This window comes from Neobacillus rhizosphaerae (assembly GCF_050477885.1).
Taxonomy (GTDB): Bacteria; Bacillota; Bacilli; order Bacillales; family Cytobacillaceae; genus Neobacillus; species Neobacillus rhizosphaerae_A.
Window position 1 is genome coordinate 1 of record NZ_JBCNAC010000077.1, and the last position, 22,984, is coordinate 22,984.

At 37.9% G+C, this 22,984-nt stretch carries 22 protein-coding genes; 2 read left to right on the forward strand and 20 right to left on the reverse strand.

Annotated elements, in window-relative coordinates; all coding sequences use genetic code 11:
- Nucleotides 1–98: 98 nt before the first annotated feature.
- The 16 genes from spoVE to ABES03_RS10530 all read right to left on the reverse strand — a co-directional run bounded on the left by spoVE (nucleotide 99) and on the right by ABES03_RS10530 (nucleotide 18,257).
- On the reverse strand, nucleotides 99–1,199 hold the full coding sequence (gene spoVE / locus ABES03_RS10455) for a stage V sporulation protein E (RefSeq protein ID WP_430117235.1): 1,101 nt from the start codon (nucleotides 1,197–1,199) through the stop codon (nucleotides 99–101).
- Between the two features lie 72 nt (nucleotides 1,200–1,271).
- Nucleotides 1,272–2,624, reverse strand: coding sequence for a UDP-N-acetylmuramoyl-L-alanine--D-glutamate ligase (gene murD / locus ABES03_RS10460; RefSeq protein ID WP_430117236.1), 1,353 nt, complete (start codon nucleotides 2,622–2,624; stop codon nucleotides 1,272–1,274).
- Entirely contained in the window at nucleotides 2,625–3,602 is a 978-nt protein-coding gene (gene mraY, locus ABES03_RS10465; RefSeq protein WP_430117237.1) for a phospho-N-acetylmuramoyl-pentapeptide-transferase, read from the reverse strand.
- 1 nt (nucleotide 3,603) lies between these two features.
- On the reverse strand, nucleotides 3,604–4,053 hold the full coding sequence (locus ABES03_RS10470) for a hypothetical protein (RefSeq protein WP_430117238.1): 450 nt from the start codon (nucleotides 4,051–4,053) through the stop codon (nucleotides 3,604–3,606).
- A gap of 2 nt (nucleotides 4,054–4,055) precedes the next feature.
- Nucleotides 4,056–5,516: a UDP-N-acetylmuramoyl-L-alanyl-D-glutamate--2,6-diaminopimelate ligase gene (locus tag ABES03_RS10475; protein ID WP_430117239.1), complete on the reverse strand. Its 1,461-nt coding sequence runs from the start codon at nucleotides 5,514–5,516 to the stop codon at nucleotides 4,056–4,058.
- A 189-nt stretch (nucleotides 5,517–5,705) separates the two neighbouring features.
- A complete protein-coding gene (locus tag ABES03_RS10480) occupies nucleotides 5,706–7,625 on the reverse strand; it encodes a stage V sporulation protein D (RefSeq protein WP_430117240.1) in 1,920 nt (639 codons plus the stop codon).
- Between the two features lie 129 nt (nucleotides 7,626–7,754).
- On the reverse strand, nucleotides 7,755–9,998 hold the full coding sequence (locus tag ABES03_RS10485) for a penicillin-binding protein (RefSeq protein ID WP_430117241.1): 2,244 nt from the start codon (nucleotides 9,996–9,998) through the stop codon (nucleotides 7,755–7,757).
- Nucleotides 9,995–10,360 (reverse strand): cell division protein FtsL, encoded by a 366-nt coding sequence (gene ftsL, locus ABES03_RS10490; protein WP_430117242.1) that lies wholly within the window; start codon nucleotides 10,358–10,360, stop codon nucleotides 9,995–9,997. The genes ABES03_RS10485 and ftsL overlap by 4 nt, the downstream gene beginning before the upstream one ends.
- A 58-nt stretch (nucleotides 10,361–10,418) precedes the next feature.
- Complete coding sequence (gene rsmH / locus ABES03_RS10495) at nucleotides 10,419–11,351, reverse strand: 16S rRNA (cytosine(1402)-N(4))-methyltransferase RsmH (RefSeq protein WP_430117243.1); 933 nt, start codon at nucleotides 11,349–11,351, stop codon at nucleotides 10,419–10,421.
- A gap of 64 nt (nucleotides 11,352–11,415) precedes the next feature.
- The gene (gene mraZ / locus ABES03_RS10500) at nucleotides 11,416–11,847 is read right to left on the reverse strand and encodes a division/cell wall cluster transcriptional repressor MraZ (RefSeq protein ID WP_430117244.1); all 432 of its coding nucleotides are present in this window, start codon (nucleotides 11,845–11,847) and stop codon (nucleotides 11,416–11,418) included.
- A gap of 157 nt (nucleotides 11,848–12,004) precedes the next feature.
- Nucleotides 12,005–13,639: a bacillithiol biosynthesis cysteine-adding enzyme BshC gene (bshC, locus tag ABES03_RS10505; protein WP_430117245.1), complete on the reverse strand. Its 1,635-nt coding sequence runs from the start codon at nucleotides 13,637–13,639 to the stop codon at nucleotides 12,005–12,007.
- Between the two features lie 92 nt (nucleotides 13,640–13,731).
- Complete coding sequence (locus tag ABES03_RS10510; RefSeq protein WP_430117246.1) at nucleotides 13,732–14,121, reverse strand: DUF3397 domain-containing protein; 390 nt, start codon at nucleotides 14,119–14,121, stop codon at nucleotides 13,732–13,734.
- Entirely contained in the window at nucleotides 14,118–15,020 is a 903-nt protein-coding gene (locus ABES03_RS10515) for a 2-dehydropantoate 2-reductase (protein ID WP_430117247.1), read from the reverse strand. Before ABES03_RS10515 ends, ABES03_RS10510 begins: the two co-directional genes overlap by 4 nt.
- 114 nt (nucleotides 15,021–15,134) lie before the next feature.
- Entirely contained in the window at nucleotides 15,135–16,676 is a 1,542-nt protein-coding gene (locus ABES03_RS10520; protein ID WP_430117248.1) for an acyl-CoA carboxylase subunit beta, read from the reverse strand.
- 18 nt (nucleotides 16,677–16,694) lie between these two features.
- The gene (locus tag ABES03_RS10525) at nucleotides 16,695–16,907 is read right to left on the reverse strand and encodes an acetyl-CoA carboxylase biotin carboxyl carrier protein subunit (RefSeq protein WP_430117249.1); all 213 of its coding nucleotides are present in this window, start codon (nucleotides 16,905–16,907) and stop codon (nucleotides 16,695–16,697) included.
- Between the two features lie 12 nt (nucleotides 16,908–16,919).
- Nucleotides 16,920–18,257 carry an acetyl-CoA carboxylase biotin carboxylase subunit gene (locus ABES03_RS10530; RefSeq protein ID WP_430117250.1) on the reverse strand — a complete coding sequence of 446 codons (1,338 nt, stop codon included), beginning with the start codon at nucleotides 18,255–18,257 and terminating at the stop codon, nucleotides 16,920–16,922.
- Nucleotides 18,258–18,496: 239 nt separating this feature from the next.
- Here ABES03_RS10530 and ABES03_RS10535 point away from each other — a divergent pair, with 239 nt between their 5' ends.
- On the forward strand, nucleotides 18,497–18,967 hold the full coding sequence (locus ABES03_RS10535; RefSeq protein WP_430117251.1) for an N-acetyltransferase: 471 nt from the start codon (nucleotides 18,497–18,499) through the stop codon (nucleotides 18,965–18,967).
- A 49-nt stretch (nucleotides 18,968–19,016) separates the two neighbouring features.
- Here the strand turns inward: ABES03_RS10535 and ABES03_RS10540 are convergent, their stop codons facing one another.
- The 4 genes from ABES03_RS10540 to ABES03_RS10555 form a co-directional block, all read right to left on the reverse strand.
- Nucleotides 19,017–19,646 (reverse strand): RsfA family transcriptional regulator, encoded by a 630-nt coding sequence (locus tag ABES03_RS10540; RefSeq protein WP_430117252.1) that lies wholly within the window; start codon nucleotides 19,644–19,646, stop codon nucleotides 19,017–19,019.
- Nucleotides 19,647–19,721: 75 nt separating this feature from the next.
- Nucleotides 19,722–20,492, reverse strand: coding sequence for an enoyl-CoA hydratase/isomerase family protein (locus tag ABES03_RS10545; RefSeq protein ID WP_430117253.1), 771 nt, complete (start codon nucleotides 20,490–20,492; stop codon nucleotides 19,722–19,724).
- Between the two features lie 137 nt (nucleotides 20,493–20,629).
- On the reverse strand, nucleotides 20,630–20,803 hold the full coding sequence (gene rpmF, locus ABES03_RS10550; protein ID WP_430117254.1) for a 50S ribosomal protein L32: 174 nt from the start codon (nucleotides 20,801–20,803) through the stop codon (nucleotides 20,630–20,632).
- Nucleotides 20,804–20,888: 85 nt separating this feature from the next.
- Complete coding sequence (locus tag ABES03_RS10555; protein ID WP_430117255.1) at nucleotides 20,889–21,416, reverse strand: YceD family protein; 528 nt, start codon at nucleotides 21,414–21,416, stop codon at nucleotides 20,889–20,891.
- 298 nt (nucleotides 21,417–21,714) lie between these two features.
- On the opposite strand from ABES03_RS10555, the gene ABES03_RS10560 reads away from it, so the two are divergent.
- Nucleotides 21,715–22,929 (forward strand): nucleotidyltransferase, encoded by a 1,215-nt coding sequence (locus ABES03_RS10560; protein ID WP_430117256.1) that lies wholly within the window; start codon nucleotides 21,715–21,717, stop codon nucleotides 22,927–22,929.
- Nucleotides 22,930–22,984 lie beyond the last annotated feature (55 nt).

Consider the following 22,984-nt stretch of genomic DNA (forward strand, 5'->3'; position numbering starts at 1 on the left):
TCTTCGCACCTTCCGCTCCATTCAACTAAGTGCATTTCATCATTATGCATTATCATAGTCAAATAAAAAGAACCCTGCCACTGAACAGGGTATCATTTTCAATATCTTGAATAACGGCTGATGTTAAGGAGAACACCGATGGCCATTAACATTAATGTTAACGAGGAGCCTCCATAGCTTAAAAATGGTAATGTAATTCCTGTGACTGGCATTAGTCCCGTTACAACACCAATATTAATCATTACTTGAATGGCAACCATTGCGATGATTCCAACAGCTAGAAAGCTTCCATACAGGTCTGGAGCACCAAGCGCAATTCGAATGCCCCGCCAAAGCAAGAGAGCAAAAAGTAATAAAATAAACGAACCACCTATAAAACCTAATTCTTCTGATAGAATGGCAAAAATAAAATCAGTTTGTGGCTCGGGTAAGTAAAAAAACTTTTGCCGGCTTTCACCAAGACCAAGTCCAAAAAGCCCCCCTGGACCAATGGCGTATAGTGATTGAATAATTTGAAATCCGCTACCTAGAGGATCAGACCAAGGATCTAAGAAAGAGGTTATCCTCTTTATTCTGTATGGTGCTGAAGCAATTAATCCAACAAAACCAGCAACACCTAATAACCCCAAGAAAGCAAAATGACTAATGCGTGCCCCTGCAATGAAAATCATTACGATACAAGTCCCCATCATGACAGTTCCAGTTCCTAAATCGGGTTGAAGCATAATCATTGCAAAGGCTACAAATGCAAGGCCTAAAGAAGGGACAAGCCCCTTCTTAAAGGATGTAATCAGCTTTTGTCTCTCAGACAAATATTTTGCTAAAAAAGCAATCATCGCTAGTTTCATAAATTCAGATGGCTGAATGGAGAAAGCTCCTACTCCAATCCAGCTCCTAGATCCATTACGTACATTCCCTATTCCAGGAATTAATACCAACACTAATAATACAAAACAAACGATTAGAATGGTTTTAGACCATGTTCTCCACGTCCAGTAATTAATGTTCATGATAAAAAACATGGCAACAATTCCGACTCCGGCAAATAGCGTTTGCCTTTTGGCAAAGAAAAAGGAATCGTCAAATTTATATTCAGCCCATATCGCACTTGCGCTGTAAACCATGATTAACCCTATTGCCAGCAGAGTGAAAGTTACAATCATTAAAATAAAATCAGGAGTTGTTCTCTTTGTCGGCACCACTATACACCTCAACTACGAGTTTTAGGGCTTAGCAGCACCACATGTGAGACCCAAAAGTGGTACAAGCCCTTACTTAAGCTTATGCACCGCTTCGATAAAAATGTCTCCCCTGACTTCAAAAGTTTTATATTGATCCCAGCTAGCACATGCTGGGGAAAGCAATATAATATCACCTGATTCAGAGTATCGATAAGCTTCAGGCACTGCCTTGTCAACATTATCGACACGCTTCATTGTTTTTATTCCCGCCTCGTTCCCGACACGTTCCAACTTTGGTGCCGTTTGTCCAAAAGTAATCATTGCTTTAACATTTTTCAAATATGGAAGAAGCTCGTCAAATTCATTACCACGATCAAGTCCTCCAGCAAGGAGAATTACAGGAGCCTCAAATGCAGCAAGTGCATTCACTGTCGCTAAAATATTGGTTGCTTTTGAGTCATTATAAAATTTTCTGCCATTCACTTCTGCAACGTATTGGAGACGATGTTTGACACCCGTAAACGTTTGAAGTACTTCTTTAATGGCGTTATTTTCCACACCTGATAGTTTCGCTGCTGCCATAGCAGATAAGATGTTTTCAAGGTTATGTACTCCAGGTAATGCAATTTCTTCTATTTCCATTACCTTTTCACCATTAAAAACGATCCAGCCTTCGTCAATAAATGCTCCATTCGTCAGCTTCTTTTTAGTGGAAAAAGGAATGATGCTGGCTTTTGAGTGACGCGCAATTTCCATCGTATCTTCTTGGTCTGCATTAACTATTAGGTATTCAAGCTCAGTTTGGTTCTTTGTGATATTTGCCTTAGCTTCAATATACTCATTTCTAGTCCCATGATAGTCTAAATGGGCATCATAAAGGTTGGTAATAATAGCGATTTTCGGATTAAATGAATTAATCCCCATTAATTGAAAGGAAGATAATTCAATGACAATAGTATTTTCTGCAGTTGCTGTTTGAGCAACACCAGAAGCCACTGTTCCGATATTTCCGGCAATTAACGGTGCTTTATTTCCGACATTTAACATTTCATAAACCAAGGTTGTTGTTGTCGTTTTTCCGTTCGTTCCAGTGATACCGACAAATGGTGCTTCTGAAATTTGGTAAGCCAGCTCTATTTCTGTTATAACTGGAATTCCTTTTTCAAGTGCTCCTTCTATCATTGGATTGTAGTAAGGGATACCAGGGTTTTTCACAATAAGCTCGAACCCTTCATCAAGGAGTTCAATCGGATGATCCCCACAAATCACTTTAATCCCTTGTTCTAGCAACCCTTGTGCCTCAGGATTTTCTGATAGTGGTTTTTTATCATTAACTGTAACAAACGCACCCAGCTTATGAAGTAAGGCTGCGGCGGTTACACCGCTTTTTGCCAAACCAAGTACAAGTATTTTTTTATGACGATAAGATTCTATCTGCTTCAATTACAACCACACCTCTATATAGATTCCAAGTACTGCAAAAATTAGACCAACGCTCCAAAAGGTAACAACAACTCTCCATTCTGACCAACCCACTAATTCATAATGATGATGTAGGGGACTCATGCGAAAAATTCTCTTACCCGTTGTTTTAAACGAGATGACTTGTAGAATGACCGAAAGTGTTTCGATTACAAAGACGCCCCCGATGATAATTAGCAAGATTTCAAGTTTAGTTAAAATGGCTATTGCAGCAATGGCACCACCAAGTGCAAGTGAGCCCGTGTCCCCCATGAATACCTTTGCGGGATGTGCGTTAAATACCAGGAAGCCCAGTACAGCACCCACTACTGCTACTGAAAACACAGCAATTTCAAAATTATTTTGATTCCACGCTAGTACAGCAAATGCACCAAAAGCAATAGCCGCGGTACCTGACACCAAGCCGTCTAGTCCATCTGTTAGGTTAACTGCGTTTGAGAAACCAACAAGCCAAAAAATAATGAGTAAAACATAAGTCCATCCTAAATCAAAGGAATAATCGCCAAATGGGAGTTTTATTTCAGTTGACTGTCCGGTATGTTTGAATATTAAGTAGAAAACAACAGAAATAATGATTTGACCTAATAGTTTTTGCTTTGAAGTCAATCCTAAATTCCGTTTTAATACCACTTTAATAAAATCATCTAAAAATCCTAGTAGGCCAAAGCCGAAAGTAACAAATAGTAATAAAAATGTTGTAATAGAGATTTGATCAGAAAATTTCCCTATCATTACTAGCGTAGTAATAATAATAGAAAATAAAATCATGACACCACCCATTGTGGGCGTACCGGATTTTTTTTGGTGTGATTTAGGACCTTCTTCCCTAATGCTTTGTCCAAATTTCAACCTTCGTAAGAAGGGAATAAAAATTGGAGAAAGTAAAACCGAAATTAAAAATCCCATAATAATTGTGAAGAAAATAACTTGCTCCTTCATTTTATCCCCTCCTTTCTACATTGTCTTCGCAACGATCAGCTATCATTTTTAACATTACAGCTATATCATATGACTCTTTATTTTTATTAAGAAGTTTTTTATTTGTAAATTTGATGTTAGTTATATCCATAATCTTGTCTGTTTCTCCATCTAGTTTTTCTATATAATAATTCAAAATTTTTCCTATTGCCTCAGAGTAATCTTCAGTAATAAATATTGGAAAATGGTTTGGTGTATAATGCGGAAGTTTTTTTCCCCGTTCCCAAACCGCCGCAATGGCACCATTAGCAATTGCTTCTGAAAGCTCCCCAGACTCCTCATTTATTGACACAAATAGACCTCTAGGCTGTGCTACATTGGCTTGATCGGACATAGTGTAAAAAAACATATTATCCTGAACACCTTGTTTTGCAGAAAACAAATGGACCAAGTCATTTAAAGCTAAATACATACTTATCTCCCCTCGATTGCTTCCCGCGCAATCAACCTATCATCAAAATCATGTACAACATTACCAATAATTTGATAGGTTTCATGTCCCTTACCAGCAATTAAAATGACATCGCCGGTTGTCGCATTGTTAACAGCAGTAAAAATAGCTTCTTTTCGATCAGGTATAACCTGGTAGCGCTCACCCTGTACACCTGCTTCCATTTCCTTCAAAATCGCGATCGGGTCTTCACTTCTTGGGTTATCCGATGTAAGAATAGGATCAGTAGCCAAGCGGCAGGCAATTTGAGCCATTAATGGACGTTTCGTGCGGTCACGATCTCCACCACAGCCGACAATGACAAAAACCCTTTTCTTTGCGAAGTGCTGAATTGTTTTCAACACATTTTCTAAGCTATCTGGTGTGTGGGCGTAATCAACGATTACTGAAAAATCTTGTCCTGCATTAACCAATTCAAACCGTCCAGCCACACCCTCAACTCCCTCAATGGATTCAATAATCTGATTTAATTCAATCCCTGAAACTAGAGCAGAAGCAATACTTGCTAAAACGTTATAAACACTGAATTTTCCAATCAGGTGCATTTGAATGGGATAGTTGTACTCATCTATAACTAAATTAAATGTAGTACCCTTAGGCGTCATTTGTATGTTTTGTGCTTGAATATCAGATTGGTTGTCGATTCCATATGTAACAACATGTGCAGCGGTTGATCTTTTGTATATTTCAGATGCTGGGTCATCGGCATTCAAAATAGCAAATTTAGGCTGTCTATGATTATAAGTATTGCCTAGTTGAGCAAACAATAAGCTTTTAGCACGCTGGTATTCTTCCATTGTTTTGTGGTAATCAAGGTGGTCCTGGGAAAGATTTGTGAACACTGCTACATCATAATCACAGCCATGAACTCTTCCCATGTCAAGTGCATGTGAAGACACTTCCATTACGGCTGAATCGACACCTGCCACAACCATTTGGTTGAACGTTTTTTGCAGCGTCAAACTTTCTGGAGTTGTGTTTTTCGTTTCCAGGATCTGTTCTGCAATTTTCGTATACATTGTACCAATGATTCCTGTTTTCTTACCTGCATCAGCAAATATTTTTTCAATCAAATGACTGGTAGTGGTTTTTCCATTTGTACCTGTGATTCCAATTAAATGCAGCTTTTTCGTTGGCTGGTCATAAAAGACATCCGCAAGTACAGCCATTGATCTTGTAGTATCCTTTACTAGGATTACAGGTACATCTATTGCTAATGGACGTTCAGCTAAAACAGCAACCGCACCATTTTCTACAGCAGATTTAGCATAATCATGGCCGTCCACAGTGTAGCCTTTAATACAAATAAATAAGCTCCCTTTTTGCACCTTCCGATTGTCATTTTCAATCGATGTAATTTCAGGATTTTCCCCCTTGAAGGAAACAATTGGGTGCAAAGACTTTAGTAGCTCTTGTAGTTTCATTTTACCTCAAATCCTCTCATGACAGTACATACATATTGCCAGTATTTACCTCAGTGAGACTACTAGCGAAAGTTCCATCTTATTTTACATTAAATTATTTTATTTTGCTATTTGTTATGTAGGTTTTAAAAAAATTAGGCGGCGGAAAAGATTCCGACCGCCCTAAATGATGACTATTGTCTTGATTTTTTAGTCCCCTTTTCCAAAATAGAGTCTTATTTTGGATCCTTCTTTTACTTTTGTTCCTGGGCTTGGAGATTGCCTTACAACTACATCCCCTTCTCCACTAGGATCAATTCTTAAGTTAATCATCTGCTCCTGAAGTTCTCCTTTTGTGAGACCAACAAAGTCAGGTAATGTTAATAAAGGTGTATCTGGCCACTTTATTTCTTTTTCGATTTGATCTTTACGTGGTTCTATTCCCATTGCACTTAAACTATCCTTCATGATTGCACCTACAATTGGTGCAGTGACTGTACCACCAAATGCGGTAACCCCTTTAGGATTATCCACCGCTACATAAACCACTATTTGTGGATCATCTGCTGGCGCGAAACCCATAAAGGAAACAATAAAGTTATTTTCCAAATATCTTCCGTTTTGAGCCTTTTGGGCGGTACCAGTCTTTCCACCGACACGGTAACCTTCCACAAACGCTTTGCCTCCAGTTCCCTGTGCCACCACACTCTCAAGGGCATGGCGGATTTCTTTAGATGTTTCCTCGGTTATCACTCTTCTCTTTTCAACAGGAGTATTCCTCATTACCACTTCTTTCGTAACAGGATCAATTAATTCTTTTGCAATATACGGTTTGTATAATATACCACCATTAATGGCAGCAGATACTGCTGTTACCTGCTGGATTGGTGTTACGGATACCCCTTGTCCAAAAGCGGTAGTAGCTTGTTCAACTGGACCAACCCGATTTAGATTGAATAAAATCCCTGTTCCTTCCCCTTGTAAATCAATTCCGGTCTTCTGACCGAACCCAAAATCCTTTATATATTTAAAAAGTTTATCTTTGCCTAAACGCTCACCTAATTCTACAAATCCAGGGTTACAAGAGTTTTGTACTACTTCTAAAAAGGACTGGTCCCCATGTCCACCCCTTTTCCAGCACTTTAACCTTGCACCCGCCACTTGAACTGAACCAGAATCATGAAAATGTTCCTTTTCCAGATTAACCTTCCCTTCATTCAACGCTGCAGCTAGTGTAATAATTTTAAATGTAGAACCTGGTTCGTAAGTAGACCAGACAGGGAGGTTCCTGTTATATATTTCCTGAGGTACATTTCGGAAGTTTGCCGGATCAAAGGTCGGTCTGCTCGACATGGCTAGGATTTCCCCATTATTAGGATTCATGGCAATGGCCACTATTCCGTCAGGATTGTATTTCGCCTCTGCAATATCAAGCTCTCTTTCCACAATGGTTTGTATTTTCGAATCTATTGTGAGCTTTAAATCAAGACCATTGACTGGTTGCTCATAATCATCGGCCATGCTATTCATGCGTTCCCCTTTTGCATTCGCATAGAATTTAACCGCACCCCGTTCACCATTTAACTCTTTATCATAGTACTGCTCAAGGCCCATTAACCCCTGGTTGTCGACACCTGTAAAACCAAGAACGTGTGATAGATAACTCCCATTTGGATAATGCCTCTTTGAGTCTTCTCCTATATAGACACCTTCAAGCCCAAGAGCTCTTATTTCTTTTGCCTTTTCATGTGAGATTTTTCTGCCTTCTTTAATCCTGACAGATGATGCACGTTTAGTAATTTCACGATAAGCATTTTCTTTCGACATATTTAATACGGATGCCAGCTTTTCTGCAGTTGTCGCAGGATCCTTAATCTGCCGCGGGATGACATATACAGTTGGTGCACTAATATTTGTTGCTAGCGGGATCCCATTTCGGTCGACAATTTGTCCCCGCTCTGGTTCAAAAGGAATATTCCGACTCCAGGACCCCTTTGCTCGATCGGTTAACATATCCCCTAGAACAAATTGTACATATCCGAGTCTAACATCAATAATTAAGAAGGTCAGAAATCCAACGAATAGTGCAATCATTAGTCTCTTACGGACAGTAACATTTGAAACACGCATAGTATGAACGATCCTCCTCTTTCCTGCATTCCATTATCGTTCATTTATATGCTTGTACTTTTTTCATTAGAACGAGCCTACGATGAAAACACAGTAAAAAAGAGGCTGAAAAGTGTTTCAGCCTCTTTTTCAATCTTTTACTTTCTCTTCTGTTTCATCAGTTTGATTTTTCTCATCAGTTGAAGCTTTCTTTTCCTCGTTCCACTGTTCTTCAGGAGTTTTTAAATCGACTATGAGGAAATCTCCCTCTTTAAGAGGTGATTTTGGTTTTATATTTTGCTGGGCTACATACCCTTTTCCTTTAGAATTAAGCTTAAGACCAGCAAGGTTCGCCACCTTCATCACATCTCTTAAGGACCAACCGGTCATATCCGGCGCGGTTAATTCTCCATTTGTTTGGAGGATCACCTTTTCCCCTTCTAATATAGTTGTCCCTGCCTTAGGTAGTTGTCCAATTATTTCTGTTCCATTTCCTAACACAACTGTTTCAAAACCTTTTTCCTTTAAGTCCTTAACAGTATCAGAAACGGAGTGTCCTTTTAAATTTGCCATTTTATTAATCGATGCCTTTTCAAGGACAGAAGGCTGAATATTTAAATAGTGAAGGCTATTTTGCATAACAGGATTAAAAACGCCAGATACAGGAATTGCACCTTGTCCTGCCTCCAAGCCTTCCAATTCCGGCTCCTGCACAGCTACATAAACGATTAATTTAGGGTCGTCCTTTGGTGCCATCCCTAAGAAGGAAAACATATAACTGTTAACCCCTTTTAGATATTTACCATTAGGTCCTGGTATATTAGCGGTTCCCGTTTTACCTGCAACACTATATCCCTCGATTTTGTAACGGCCACCTGTTCCTTTTGGAGAGGTAACAACCGTTTCAAGTATATCTCGCACCTTACTTGCTGTTTCAGCAGAAATTGGTGTGGAAACTACCTCTGGTGAAACCTCTTTGACGGTTTCACCTGTATCATGATTGACAATCTTTTTAACCACATGAGGTTTCAGCATCTTTCCACCATTAGCAATGGCTGTGGCTGCTTGGATTTGTTGAATCGGTGTAATCGCAGTTCCTTGACCATATGCAGTTGTAATTTTTTCGATTGGATAGGTAAATTGGATTTTTCCAGAGGTTTCATCCGGAAGTTCAATTCCCGTTGGTTTATCAAATCCAAACTTTGTTAAATAATCTCTGAACGTTTCAAAACCCAATTTTTCATTTGCAATTTTTGCAAAAGCAACGTTAGACGAACGCTGCACCCCTTCTAAATAAGTGATACTTCCCCAACCTGATCCATTGTGGTCATGAATGGCTTTATCTTTTTTTGTGACTTGATAAGAACCAGATTTGTAATATTCATTTGGATTGAACACATTCTCTTGGACAGCTGCTGCTAACGTAAATATTTTCATAGTAGAACCAGGTTCAAAAGATGTTTCCACCGCTTCATTATGCCAGCTCTTATCTATCCCTTCTTTTGTTTTTGGTTGAAAGGAAGGGCGCTGGCCCATCGCTAGAATGTTTCCTGTTTTAGGATCAGCAACGATAGCAATAATTTTTTTTGGCTTATAGTCCTTTGCCACTTTATTCATTGCATCTTCTAAAAAGGTTTGAATTTTTGTATCAATTGTTAAATATACATCATTTCCATTTTGTGCAGGTGTTATTTTCTCTTTTCCATCCGGGAGTAAGTACCCCCATAAATCACTCTCATAATTAATCTTACCGTCGACTCCGGTTAATTCCGTATTAAATTCTTTCTCAATCCCCATTCCTCCAATCGATTTATAGGTTTGATCCTTTTGCTTAACACGGTCAGCATAACCCACTACATGTGACGCAAACATCCCATTTGGATAAAACCGTTTCGAATCACGGATAAATGTTATTCCAGGAAGCTTTAAGGCTTCTATTTCTGTTTTCGTTTGATGCGTAATATCTTTACCCGCCTTACCAAATTCCACTTGAAATTTATCCTTAGTAATTCCATTAGTTAGGATACTATAAATCTTGGATTCATCCATCTGGATATACTTAGCCAGTTCACTTGCCGTTTTATGCGGGTCTTTAACATGTTGGGGTTTTTTAGGGTTAGTCGTCATTTTTTTATCTAAGACCGCGATTAAGGTATATGCTGCAGTATCCTCAGCAATCACCTCTCCATTCCGATCCAGTATTTCTCCCCTGGCAGCTGTCAGTACCCCCTGCCTGTTATACTTTTGCTGTGCCTTTGCAGCAAGTGGCTGTCCCCCTACTTCTCCGGTAATTTGAATAGAGTAATATCTAAAAAGTAATACAAAAAAGAGCAGGCCGAATATTACAAACAATATCGCTGCTCCTGCATTCATATAGGGCTGTTTCTTGCTCATTTCTCCTGCACAACCTTGACGTTATTTTCGTTTAGTACAAGTCCCATCTTCTTTGCCTTTTCATAAATTCGGTCATATGCACTAAGTTCACTTACTTGGACCTGCAGGTCGCTGTTTACCTTCTGTTGTTCCTTCACTTTTGCTTCCACATTCTGAAGATCTTTATTGACTTCATAAATATTAGACTGGGTAGAAATTAGATGAACGGCACCGAAACAAACCAATCCAGCAAATGCGACTCCAATGATTTTTTCCCCTGGAGTAAGCCAGGATTTTTTTATTTTTATTTCACCAATATTTTTGCTATTCTGTTCAACCTGTTCTTGTTGCTGTTGTTGATACTTCCTGGCAAGATTACTCAAATTTTTCCCCTCCAGATTTTATTTATCCACCTCAAGCGCAGCAGCGCCTGCCCAATTTTTATAGTTTTTCTGCGATTCTAAGTTTTGCTGACCGGGCACGATTATTTTGTTCTAACTCTTCCTCCGACGGAAGAATTGGTTTACGTGAGACTAGCTTTAAGATTGGTTTATACTCATCTGGAATTATTGGTAAACCTGGAGGCAAATTAGGTGTTTCACTAGCCTTCTTAAATGCTGCCTTACAAATCCTGTCCTCTAGTGAGTGGAAGGTTATTACGCTGATCCTTCCCTCAGGTTTTAACAAATCAATCGCTTGATTAATTGATTGTTCGAATACTGCTAATTCATCATTAACAGCAATTCTAACCGCCTGAAAAATCCTTTTTGCAGGATGCCCCCCTTTTCTTCTTGCAGGAGCAGGAATCCCTTCCTTAATTAATTCAACTAATTCAGCGGTTGTTTCTATCGGTTTGACTTCTCTTGCTGCTTCAATTTTCCGAGCTATTTGTTTAGAGAATTTCTCCTCCCCATAGCGGAAAAAGATTCGAACTAAATCTTCATATGCCCAATGGTTAATGACATCGTAGGCAGAAATGTCTGCTTCATTATCCATTCTCATATCCAACGGGGCATCATGATGGTAACTAAAACCTCTTTCTGGTGTATCCAATTGTGGAGAAGAAACACCAAGGTCATAAAGAACCCCATCTACCTTATCGATTCCTCGTTGTTCAAGTTCTTCTTTTAAGTATAAGAAATTACTTTTAATAATCTCTAGTCGGCTTCCATATTCGGATAATTTCACTTTAGCATGTGCGATTGCTGTTTCGTCTTGGTCAAATGCAAACAATTTACCATTGTCGCCAAGTCTTGAAAGTATGAGCGAACTATGTCCAGCCCCGCCCATAGTACAATCAACATAAATACCATCCGACTTAATATTTAGTCCGTCAACAGCTTCTTTTAATAACACAGTTGTATGTTCAAACATTTTTCGTACCACCTTTTCCAATCAAGCGAAATATAACAGAAAATATATTAATATAACTTATCCATTATATATCAAAGCCAATCATATTTTCTGCAATTTCCGCAAAAGATTCTTCAGACTGTGTAAAATAGTCTTCCCAAATCTGTTTACTCCAAATTTCAATTCGATTGGAAACACCCAATATTACGCATTCTTTTTCTAGTTTTGCATATTGCAAAAGCGGTGTAGGGATATTTATTCTTCCTTGCTTATCAAGTTCACTCTCTGTTGCTCCTGAAAAGAAGAAACGAGTAAAAGCACGGGCGTCCTTTTTTGTCAGAGGTAAGCCTTTCAATTTCTCTTCAATAAGTCCCCACTCTGATATTGGGTAACCAAATAAACATTGATCCAATCCACGAGTAATGATAAACATGTCGCCAAGTTCATCTCGGAATTTGGAGGGCACAATCAATCGGCCTTTATTATCAATGCTGTGATGGTATTCACCCATGAACATACCCATTACCCCCACTTTCTATAAAAAATGTACCACATTCCCCCACTTTTCACCACCTATTTTTTAACTATTCGCCCCTATTTCTAAAAAATCCTTTTTTAGCCATCTGTATTTCCGCAAAAAAAAAGAAAAACTTCACTGCAATAGTGAAGTTTTTCTAAATTTTTATAACCTTATGGCTTCCATCAAATTCAAATGCCTCTGTCATGATATCTTTAATAAATGTCAATCCATATTCATTCAAGTAATAGAATACATTCCATACCCGTTCTTGCGGAAAACCATCTGGCCTTAACGCAAAATCTACTCGAGCATATTTATTCAATATCACATTATGTCTAAACTTAACCGCATCTTCAAGTTTTGATTGCATAAAGTTAATTTCTTTCAGTAAGTACGTTTCATTCTTCTTTAGCATTGGAAGAAGTCCTCGGTCAAGTTCCTCTGTTTTTGCTTCAATAAGCTGATACCGCTCCATTAAATCCGCTTTTGTCTTTGAAAACATCTCTTCTAACTCTATATCTTTAATGGTTGAAAGAAAGCTTTCCTTTTCTTGTTCCGTTCCTCTAGTTAAAATATCTGTTATATTTAACTTTAAATCAGACATATCTGTTTCAACAGACCGATCCAGGAACGTAATATTTAAGCGTGGGACAATAGGCGGCATCTTAATAAGGAAATGCTCAAATACAAGTTTTAGCTCTGCCCAGTAGGAAATTTCCCCTGGTCCTGCAATAAATGCTATGGTTGGAAATAGCCATTCCTGCATAAGGGGACGAGTCACCACATTATTGCTTAATTGTTCAGGTTTTGCGCTCACAAGCTCCATTAATTCTTCTTTTGAAAATGAAGCTGTTCCACTTTTCCCCACAAAACGGTTCAATTCTCGATTATATTCAAGAAGGATACGCTCATTTTCTTTTTGATCATAAAAAAATAGGTTTGCCGCTTGGTCACTAATATCAATAGTAATTGGGTAGCCTTTATTTCCAATTTGCTTTTGCTGCTCTAGGACCGAAAACGTGATGGTTTCATGATGTTCTATTTGCTGAGTAAAGAAGTCCCTTTGTATTAAACGAAAATCTTTATTTCCTGAATCAACAATCAACAACCCAAAATCCTTAAACAATTCCATAATAATATTTGCAAAAAAATCAACGAAGTTCTCGGACCTACTAATTTGTTCTTCAGCAAACTGCAAAAGTGTATTTGTATGTTCTGTTTCACCAAAATTTTCAATGATGTTTTGTACCCATGTTAAACATGCATCTTTATTTAGTTCTATATCTGACACCATTTTCTTTTGGAGCACCTTTTCAGGGTAGGTCCATTTGTCTACTTTTTGGTTAACGGGCACAAAAACATGATTTACTTCTTGAAAATCATGATCCTCTCCAGCAATCCAAAAAACTGGCACCACAGGTATTCCTAATTGTCTTTCTTTTTGTTCAGCTAGTTTAATTATAGAAATGACTTTATGGATGGAATAAAGCGGTCCTGTTAGAATTCCAGCTTGTTGGCCGCCAATGACAACGACGCTATCATTTTGTCTTAATTTTTCTATTGATTTCTTTACAGCCTCTGAAGTTGGAAAGCTTTCCATGAAGGCTTCTATATGTGCAGCTGTCTCTCTACGAGGAAATATTCTACTGGCTAATTCCGCCATCCTTTTCTTATCTTCTTCTACATCATTGTACCGATAGTGAAAAAAAGGCTGGATATCAGCAGATTGTTCCAAATAATTAGAAGCAAACCGATTCGTTGCTGGTAAAGAGAGATTTAAAATCTCCATTTATGTACTTCCTTTCTGATCACTGATATTCATTCTTAACGAGTATATCACTACCTGCCCTATTTGAAAAAACCATCCGCTCATTTTTATGTTTAAAAGCTAAAATTGACAGCACTTGAAATTAAGCCATAAAAAGTGAGGGCAATGTAAACTAGAAAAAATAGCATAAAATTAAAACGCCAAAAGCCTTTCAAAACTTTTTTAAGTATTATTTCTTCCTTAACTTTCCAATGTAGAAGAACAAAAATCATCGCAATCACTATCATTATTAGTATTATTAACCAAAACAATGAAATTTTCCAAATCGTAACAATTAAAAAGTGGACAGAAATAATATATAAAAAAGTGGTGTAATCTAGTGCGATATGAAGAGATCTCCGGGTATTTTTTGTTATTACTTTTCCGAATAAAAAGACCAAAATAGAGCCTAAAATTGGTAGTGTAAAAAGAACTGTTAACACAGAGGACAGAATACTACTCACAACACTCCCCCCTTTGCTGGTTCTTTTCCCTTAATAAAATGATAGACGTTCTCTAATAGAGGAGCCTGTTTTTCTTGCTTGTTTGCCTCCTCAAGGATAAAACCAAGAATGGCGTCTACTTCTGTCAGCCGGTTCGCCTCGATATCTTTTAGCATAGAGGAACGATTCTCAGCAGTTTTCTTACAGATTTCTATCACTTGTCGAAGGTGTTCCTCTGGGTGGTCTAAGTTCAAAATGAAGGAGATTTCATCAAAAAGGTTCGTTAAAACGCGAAAAAAATATTTATTCTGAATCAATTCCCCATTTTTCACATGCAAAATAGAAGTTAACGGATTGATAACCGCATTAACAATTAATTTATTCATTAGCATTGAATAATAATCTTCTTGCACATGGATTGGAAAATCAGAAGGTACTCCAGTTGCAAAGCTTTGTAAGAAGGAGAAATCCCCTTTAAAAAGCGCCACATTTGTTGCGCCTTCACCATTATGGCTGACAGTAAAAGCATTTTCCTTCAATGCACCATGTTCAACCGTACCAACAAACAGATTTATCCCCTTAATTTCTTCTAACAGCTTTATGTGCCCCATGCCATTTTGTAAGAATAAGAGGTTGTTAGGAAGGATCGATAGGTGTTTGATTACCTCTAAAACAGCAGAAAGCTGATATTGTTTAACTGTCACTATGGTAAAATCCTCTGTTCCCTTCCAAGCTGATATAGGAAGAGCCTTGACCGATGACTGTTTTACTACTGCTTTTTTTCGCATCAAGATCCCGTTTTCATTTATTTGATACGCTTGATCTTTTGTTCTTGAATATATAGTTACATCAAAAACTTTACTAATATAGGAAGCAAATAATAATCCAATCGACCCAGCCCCTATTACGCCAACCTTCATGGTATCCCCTCATTTAGTCGTCTTTACCCACATTTTATCAGATATTGTCAGCATTCTGTAAGAAAGATGATAAAAAATCCCTTATCGTCAATAATACGACAAGGGATTTTTGAATTAAACTGGGTATACAGGATGCTTTCGGTCACTAAAGTTTAATTCTTTTGATTGATAATATTCAAAGCGCTGAATAAGCACGTCTCTTAATTCGGAAGGAGCAACAATTTCATCGACAATTAGTTCTGAACCCAGCTTGTAAATGTCAATATGCTCTTTATATTCCTTATGTTTTTCTTGAACGAACTTTACTTTTTCCTTCGGATCTTCAATTTCATTTATTTTATTAGAGTATACTGCATTTACTGCTGCTTCTGGACCCATTACTGCAATTTGAGCCGTAGGAAGAGCAATACAGCAATCTGGTTCAAAGGCAGGTCCGGCCATTGCATAAAGCCCTGCTCCGTAGGCTTTTCTAACAATAACAGAGATCTTTGGCACAGTTGCAGAGCTCATGGCCGCAATTAATTTGGCTCCATGACGGATAATCCCAGCTCGTTCAACTTTTGTGCCAATCATAAATCCTGGAACATCTGCTAAAAACAATAATGGAATATGGAAGGCGTCACAAAGCTGAATAAATTTAGCAGCCTTATCAGCAGAATCGACAAATAAAACGCCGCCTTTTACTTTTGGCTGATTTGCAATTATTCCAACAGCTCTTCCATTCATTCTAGCTAATCCTGTGATTAGTTCTGGTGCAAACAATTTCTTTACTTCATAGAAACTACCTTGATCAATTAATTGATCAATGCATTCATACATATCAAAAGGAGCATTTTGATTTTCAGGTATAATAGCTTCTAATTCACGTCCCTCTTTTGGAGCAACTCCATTTACAATCTTTGTTTTTTCTTTAAAGCTAGCTGGAAAATAACTAATGTATCTCTTAGCTGATTCAATAGCTTCTTCTTCACTATAGGAAAGAACATCGCCACAACCGCTTACTGAACAGTGCATACGTGCCCCGCCCATTTCCTCCAGCGTTACCTTTTCGCCTATAACCTTTTCAGCCATCCGTGGGGATCCTAAATACATGGATGCATTTTGGTCAACCATAATAACAATATCACAAAAAGCTGGGATATACGCTCCTCCCGCAGCGGAAGGTCCAAACAAAATACATACCTGCGGAATCATACCGGAAAGCTTCACCTGATTATAAAATATTTTCCCTGCCCCTCTGCGATTTGGGAACATCTCTAACTGATCAGTAATCCTTGCTCCTGCAGAGTCAACAAGATAAAATAACGGAACCCTCAATTTTTCCGCAACTTCTTGAATTCGAATAATTTTTTCAACTGTTCTTGCTCCCCAAGAACCTGCTTTAATGGTAGAATCATTAGCCATTACACAAACCGTTTGACCATTTATTTTACCAATCGCTGTGACTACACCGTCTGCTGGAAGATCAGCCGCTTTAAAATTAGCAAATTTCCCGTCTTCCTCATATTTTCCATCATCAAATAATAGGGCAAGTCTATCACGAACAAACATCTTATTCTGCGATTTCAGCTTTTCATGATATTTGGGGTGCCCGCCAGCCTCGATTTGTTTTCTATTTGCATTTAATTGATCATTTAACATGTTAGTGGTCGTCATTCTGCTCCCCCTCTCTAGTTATTCAAGAACTATCAATACATCGCCTTCATTAACGAAGTCACCAATATTTACCTTCACATCGAGAACAATTCCCTCCGTACTACTTTCGATCGGTATCTCCATTTTCATGGATTCAAGCATTAATACTTCTTGACCTACGTTAACTTGATCACCATTCGCTACAAAAATATTTAAAACTGTACCTGCCATAGTTGCTGTAATTTCTTTCATGTTTTTCTCTCCTTATTTCACTATTTTTTTTGTAAGAAAACTCGTAGTATACATCCCATTTTGGAAGTCATTATCAGCTAGAATGGATAAAAACAGGGGCACGTTTGTTTTTATTCCTTCAATTACAACATTCTTAAAGAACTCTTCTGCTGTAGATAATACCTCTTCTCTTGTCTGTCCATAAACAATACATTTAGCAATCATTGGGTCATAGAACGGTGTTACCGTTCCCCCTTCCTCATAGCCAGAATCAATTCTGACTCCTTTTGTTTCATTCATTTTTAAAGAAGTAATTTTTCCTGGTGACGGTAAAAAACGAACAGGATCCTCTGCGTATAAACGGAATTCCATAGCACTTCCATTTGAGTTAATTTCAGATTGCAGCAAAGGTAATTTCCCACCACGTGCTACAAGGATTTGCCATTTCACTAAATCAAGCCCTGTAATCATCTCCGTTACTGGATGTTCGACCTGAAGACGAGTATTCATTTCTAAAAAGTAAAAGTTTCCCGCTTCATCAACGATAAATTCAATGGTTCCCGCGTTCATATAATCAACCGCACGAGCAGCTTTTACCGCAGTCTCATACATCTTTTTCCTAACTGTTTCAGTTAGAAAAGGAGATGGTGATTCTTCTACAACCTTTTGATGCCTTCTTTGAATGGAGCAATCCCTTTCAAACAAATGCACGATGTTTCCTGCAGAATCCCCAAACACTTGAATTTCCACATGTCTAGCATCAGCAATATATTTTTCAATAAAAACCTCATCTGAACCAAAGTAAGCCATGGCACGGTTTTTAGTCGAATCATAGGACTTAACGAGCGCTTGCTCATTTTCACAAAGCACCATTCCAATTCCACCGCCACCGCCGCTTGCCTTAAGCATGATAGGGTACCCAATCTCCTCCGCTAAACTACAGGCTTCTTCAATAGTCTTTAAACCATATCCGCTCCCAGGTACAACTGGTACCCCAGCCTTTTCCATCGTTTGACGCGAAACAATTTTATCTCCCATTAATTCAATTGTTGCTGGTTTGGGTCCAATAAATGTAATTCCTTCTTTGATAGCTTTATTGGCAAACGCTGCATTTTCAGATAAAAAGCCGTAACCCGGATGAATTGCATCCACTTTTTCCCTTTTTGCAATTTCCAAGATTTTATCAGCTTGTAAATAGGATTTGTTTACTGGCGGTTCACCTACATATACAGCCTTAGTTGCTGCTTTAACAAAAGGCATATCCTTATCAGCATCTGAATAAATAGCAATCGTTTCAATCCCCATCTCCTGACAGGTTCTTATGATACGAAGAGCAATTTCTCCCCTATTAGCAATTAAAATTTTTTGCACATTTCTTCCCCTTTCATGCCCCTTTTGTTCCTTCCATTTAAAATTTCTACATCATTCTCCGATTTTCCTGCAATTTTTGTAAACGCTTCCTGAACTTATTTGGAGAATTTTTCGTATTTTTGTTATATAATAATATTAATTCATTTAGAATAATGCAAAAATTAATACATCTTCATATTATTCATGATCAAATGAATATATACAATATTATGAGGTTATCATTTCTTAGGAGGTTTACTATGGGAGCAAAAGTGGAGAAACTAAAAGTTAACTTTAAAACATTAGAAGAATTTAAAAAGTTTAAAGAATATGGGATTCAGGAGTTATCCATGCTTGAAGACCTTGAAGCGAATATGGTTGAGGATGATAGTGAATCACCATTTTACGGTATTTATTTCGGGGACAAACTAGTAGCACGAATGAGTTTATATCAAATTGATGCGAAATTCGATCGTTATTTTTATCCACCTCAAAATTATTTAGAATTATGGAAGCTAGAAGTACTAGCGGATTATCAAGGGAAAGCCTTTGGTAAAGCACTTGTCGAATTCGCGAAGAGCTTCGGGCTACCTATTAAGACAAATCCAAGAGTACAATCAAGTGGCTTTTGGGAAAAGATGGGCTTTTCTAAAGTTGATTACGACATGGAACGAGATCGTGGGGAAAATCCACTAGTTTGGTATCCAGAAGGCGTAGAACCGCAACAATAATATTTATCATAACCTTAAAAAAGCGGACAAAACATTGTCCGCCTTTTTGCTATTTTTCTACCCTTTCCAGATTACCGTTTTTATCCATTTGGAATTTTACCTTTTGTTGTCTGTCCTCATCTTGAAGCACAACCATTTTACGAGCTCGTTCCATAATCTCAATTAAAGAGCGGTAATCCTCTTCAATAGCTTTAAGATTCTTTGACAATCTTTCATTTTCTGCCGCTAGATAAAAAGTCTTCTTTTCTAACTCTTTAATTTTATCAAGGGAGTTCTTCCTGTCCTCTTCAAAACTTGCCCAGCCTTCCGCCTTTTGATGGATTCCTTCTAAGAAATGAATGACCGCAGGAAAAGTAATGGTAGCTCCCTGTTCACAACCTACAGGTGATGAGACAGTCTCAACCTTAACTGAATCTTGAATGACCTCACCTTCTATGGTGACTACTTGCTTCTTTAATTCTTTTCTTTGTCTTTTAGCAAGCTCAATACCTGATTTATATTGTTTTCGTACATATGAGTTCCAACGGAAACCACAAGCAGCCGAAGTACGCGAAAGCTGTTTGCCTACTTCTTCAAACGCTTGTAATTGTGTCCCACCTTCACGGATATGCCGTAACACAACTTCAGCGAGTAATAAGTCTTCGTCTTGGGACCACGCGTCTTGTCGAGTAGGTGACATAAGAACATCCCTCCTAGTGTTTTTATAATACATATGCATCTACTAGAAAAGATAGACTTAATCAGAAGTTGTCTTTTAATCTTTATTCATGGTTTTTTTATTAATAAAATTATTTACATAGGTATGGTGGGCATCACTTTCCCATAATAAGGCACAAGTTCTTACCTCTTCTTCTATTCGTTCTCGCAGGTTCGCTTCCTTCCACTTCCTAATCCACATCTTCTTATAGGATTGCAGCACATTTAACTCTTTCTTTAGTATGTTTTCTAGGAACTCCTCACAAGCTTCAAGTCCGTCATTTTCAAAGAGAGCATCAATAAACCCAGCCTCTTTTAACTCTTCTGTTGTTTTCATCTCCGCTTCCATTAGAAGCTTCATTGCATTTGACTGAGTGAGCTTTTCTCCTAAAATCGAACCGCCTCCCCAGCCAGTGGTTATCGCCTGTTTCCCCTGAACAAATCCAGCTCTTATTCCTTTTCTAGCCAAACGGAAATCGCAGGCTGTTGCAAGCTCACAGCCTCCCCCAATAGCCGTCCCATTTATAAGTGATATAGTGGGAATAGGTAAGGTCAATAAGGAGTAGAGTATGTTTGACATTTTAGATAGCATAGGATAAGCCTCTTCCTTTGAATGAAGAAGGTGAAAAACCGACAAATCTCCACCTGAACAAAAAGCACGATCACCCATACCGGTGATGATTAGTGCCTTAACATCCGGTTCTGTTGCTCTTTTCATTACCTCCATTAAGCCTTGCATTACTTCATAATTGATTGCGTTTCTCTTTTCAGCTCTTGTAATGGTAAATAATAAATAACCCTTCTCTTTTTTTTCAATTAAATATGACAAACCTACCACTTCCCTTCTGCCAGTCCAAAGTCTCTCAACATTCTAGTACAAACAATTGCATCTATTATGTAGGTATCTTATTAAACGACAAAAGCACAAGGGAATTATAACCCTTGTGCTTTCTATCCAAATGGAAATTAGTCGTTGACAACGTCTTTTCCTTTGTATGTTCCGCAAGCTTTACATACGCGGTGTGAAAGTTTCATTTCACCACAGTTTGGGCAAGCCACCATACCAGGTACGTTTAATTTAAAATGTGTACGACGCTTTCTTTTTGCAGTTTTAGAAGTTCTTCTAAAAGGTACAGCCATTCTTCCCACCTCCTTAAAGAGTATTAAGAAAGTAATGAAGGCCAGGAATGCTGGTTCTTCACTTTGCTTCTTAGATTTTTGCCGATTATGATTCGGAAGAAGAATTGTCTTCGTTAAAAAACTTTGCAAGCCCAGCCAGTCTAGGATCGATCTTGTTAGATTGTTCCTCTTCAGAAACAACCTCCCAATCCTTTCCAGATTGTGGAGCTGCATCTTCACTGTTGACATCTTCACAGAAAACTTGCATTGGAACCTCAAGTAAAAGTATTTCTCGAATGATTGGCATAACGTCAACCACATCGCCCTTTACTTGATATGCATCCTCTTCAGTTTCATAAACTGAATCTTGTAAGAGGAAAGTTTCAGTTGTTTCGACATTAATTGGAAGTTTTACATCCACTAAAGTACGAGAACAAGGAAGGATTAAATGACCTTCTATTTTTAGATGGAAAGTCACTTTCGTTGAATCTATATCTCCACGACCCGTAATATGAATCGGAGATACCTCTCGGATAGAAGGATCAGTTTCTTTAATCTCATCAACCCGAATAGTTTCATCAATCAGAAATTCCTTGTTTCGATATTTTTGTAATTGACTTAATGTCCATTTCAATTGAATCACCCCAAGGCAACAAAGGTAATTATAGCCTTCATAAATTTTTTTGTCAATGTTTTTTCTTTACACCCCGTCAAGCGATTGTAAAAGAATGCAAATCATCTAAATAACATCTCAGTCTTAGTTTATCCAGTTGTCCTTTTTGCAAACATCTTTATCATCTTATCATATAATCTGATTGGTTTCCTTACAATTTTGCTATAATGATAATAATTAATATAATCGGTTAATTGTCCGTTTAACAACGGATTCTCATATACCTTTTTCATATTTAATGTAAGTAAGGAGAGAGAAAATGAAAGCTGTTGGTTTAATTGTTGAATACAATCCATTTCATAATGGACATGCTTTTCATTTAAGTGCTTCAAAGGAAGCCGCTAATGCAGAGGTTGTCATTGCAGTTATGAGTGGGAATTTTTTGCAAAGAGGGGAGCCTGCACTGGTATCCAAATGGTATCGGACGAAAATGGCCTTGCTAAATGGTGTTGACATCGTTTTTGAGCTGCCATATCGTTTTGCCACACAGAAGGCAGAAACCTTCGCGAACGGAGCTGTGTCTATTTTAGATGCATCCGGTTGTGACACCTTATGCTTTGGAAGTGAGAGTGGGGACATCACTTCCTTTCTTCAAACGGTCGATTACATAAAAGAAGAAGAAAAAAAACTAGATGAGGGCATAAAATACTTTATGGATACAGGTGTTAGTTATCCTAAAGCATCAGCATTAGCTTTTGATCAGTTACAAGCCTCAAAAAACTACTTAGACCTAGGTAAACCCAACAACATTTTAGGTCTGGAATACATAAAGGCAATAAAACGACAAAAGAGTTCTATCAGGCCATTGACTGTGGCACGAAAAAATGCCAATTATCATGATGAACATTTCACATCAGAAACGATTGCTAGTGCAACTAGTATTAGAAAAGCTATTTTTTCACCAAAGGACGATAGCCTTGGGATTGACCAATATGTACCTATGGCAACAAAGCAGTTATTAGAGGAATATTCCCATCATTTTCACCTGTTTCATCAATGGGAAAATTATTGGAGTTATTTACAATTTCGACTAATCCATAGCAATGGTGAAGAGCTTAGGGAAATATATGAAATGGAAGAAGGCCTTGAAAATAGGTTACAGGCTGCAGCTATCGAATCGGAGAGCTTTCAGCAATTTATGCAGAAGATAAAAACAAAGAGATATACTTGGACAAGACTTCAAAGGCTTTGCGTTCATATTTTAACTAATGCAAAAAAAATAGAAATGAACAGAAACCTAGAGAAGGCTTCCTATTTAAGACTTTTAGGGATGACTACTAACGGAAGAGAATACTTAAATAAAAAGAAAAAGTATTTTAGCCTGCCTCTTGTATCAAAGCTTTCTAGCTTTAAGGAGAGTGAGGTAGATCTTGATGTAAAAGCCTCTCGTGTTTATGCTCTAGGAGTCCCAAATCATTTAAAGAATGAAATGCTCAAACAAGAATTTAATCAACCACCTATTTATATAAAATAAGGCTCTGTTAAACTTGCCTGTTGATTTCCTCTCCAGGCACTTCGCTTTCCGTGGG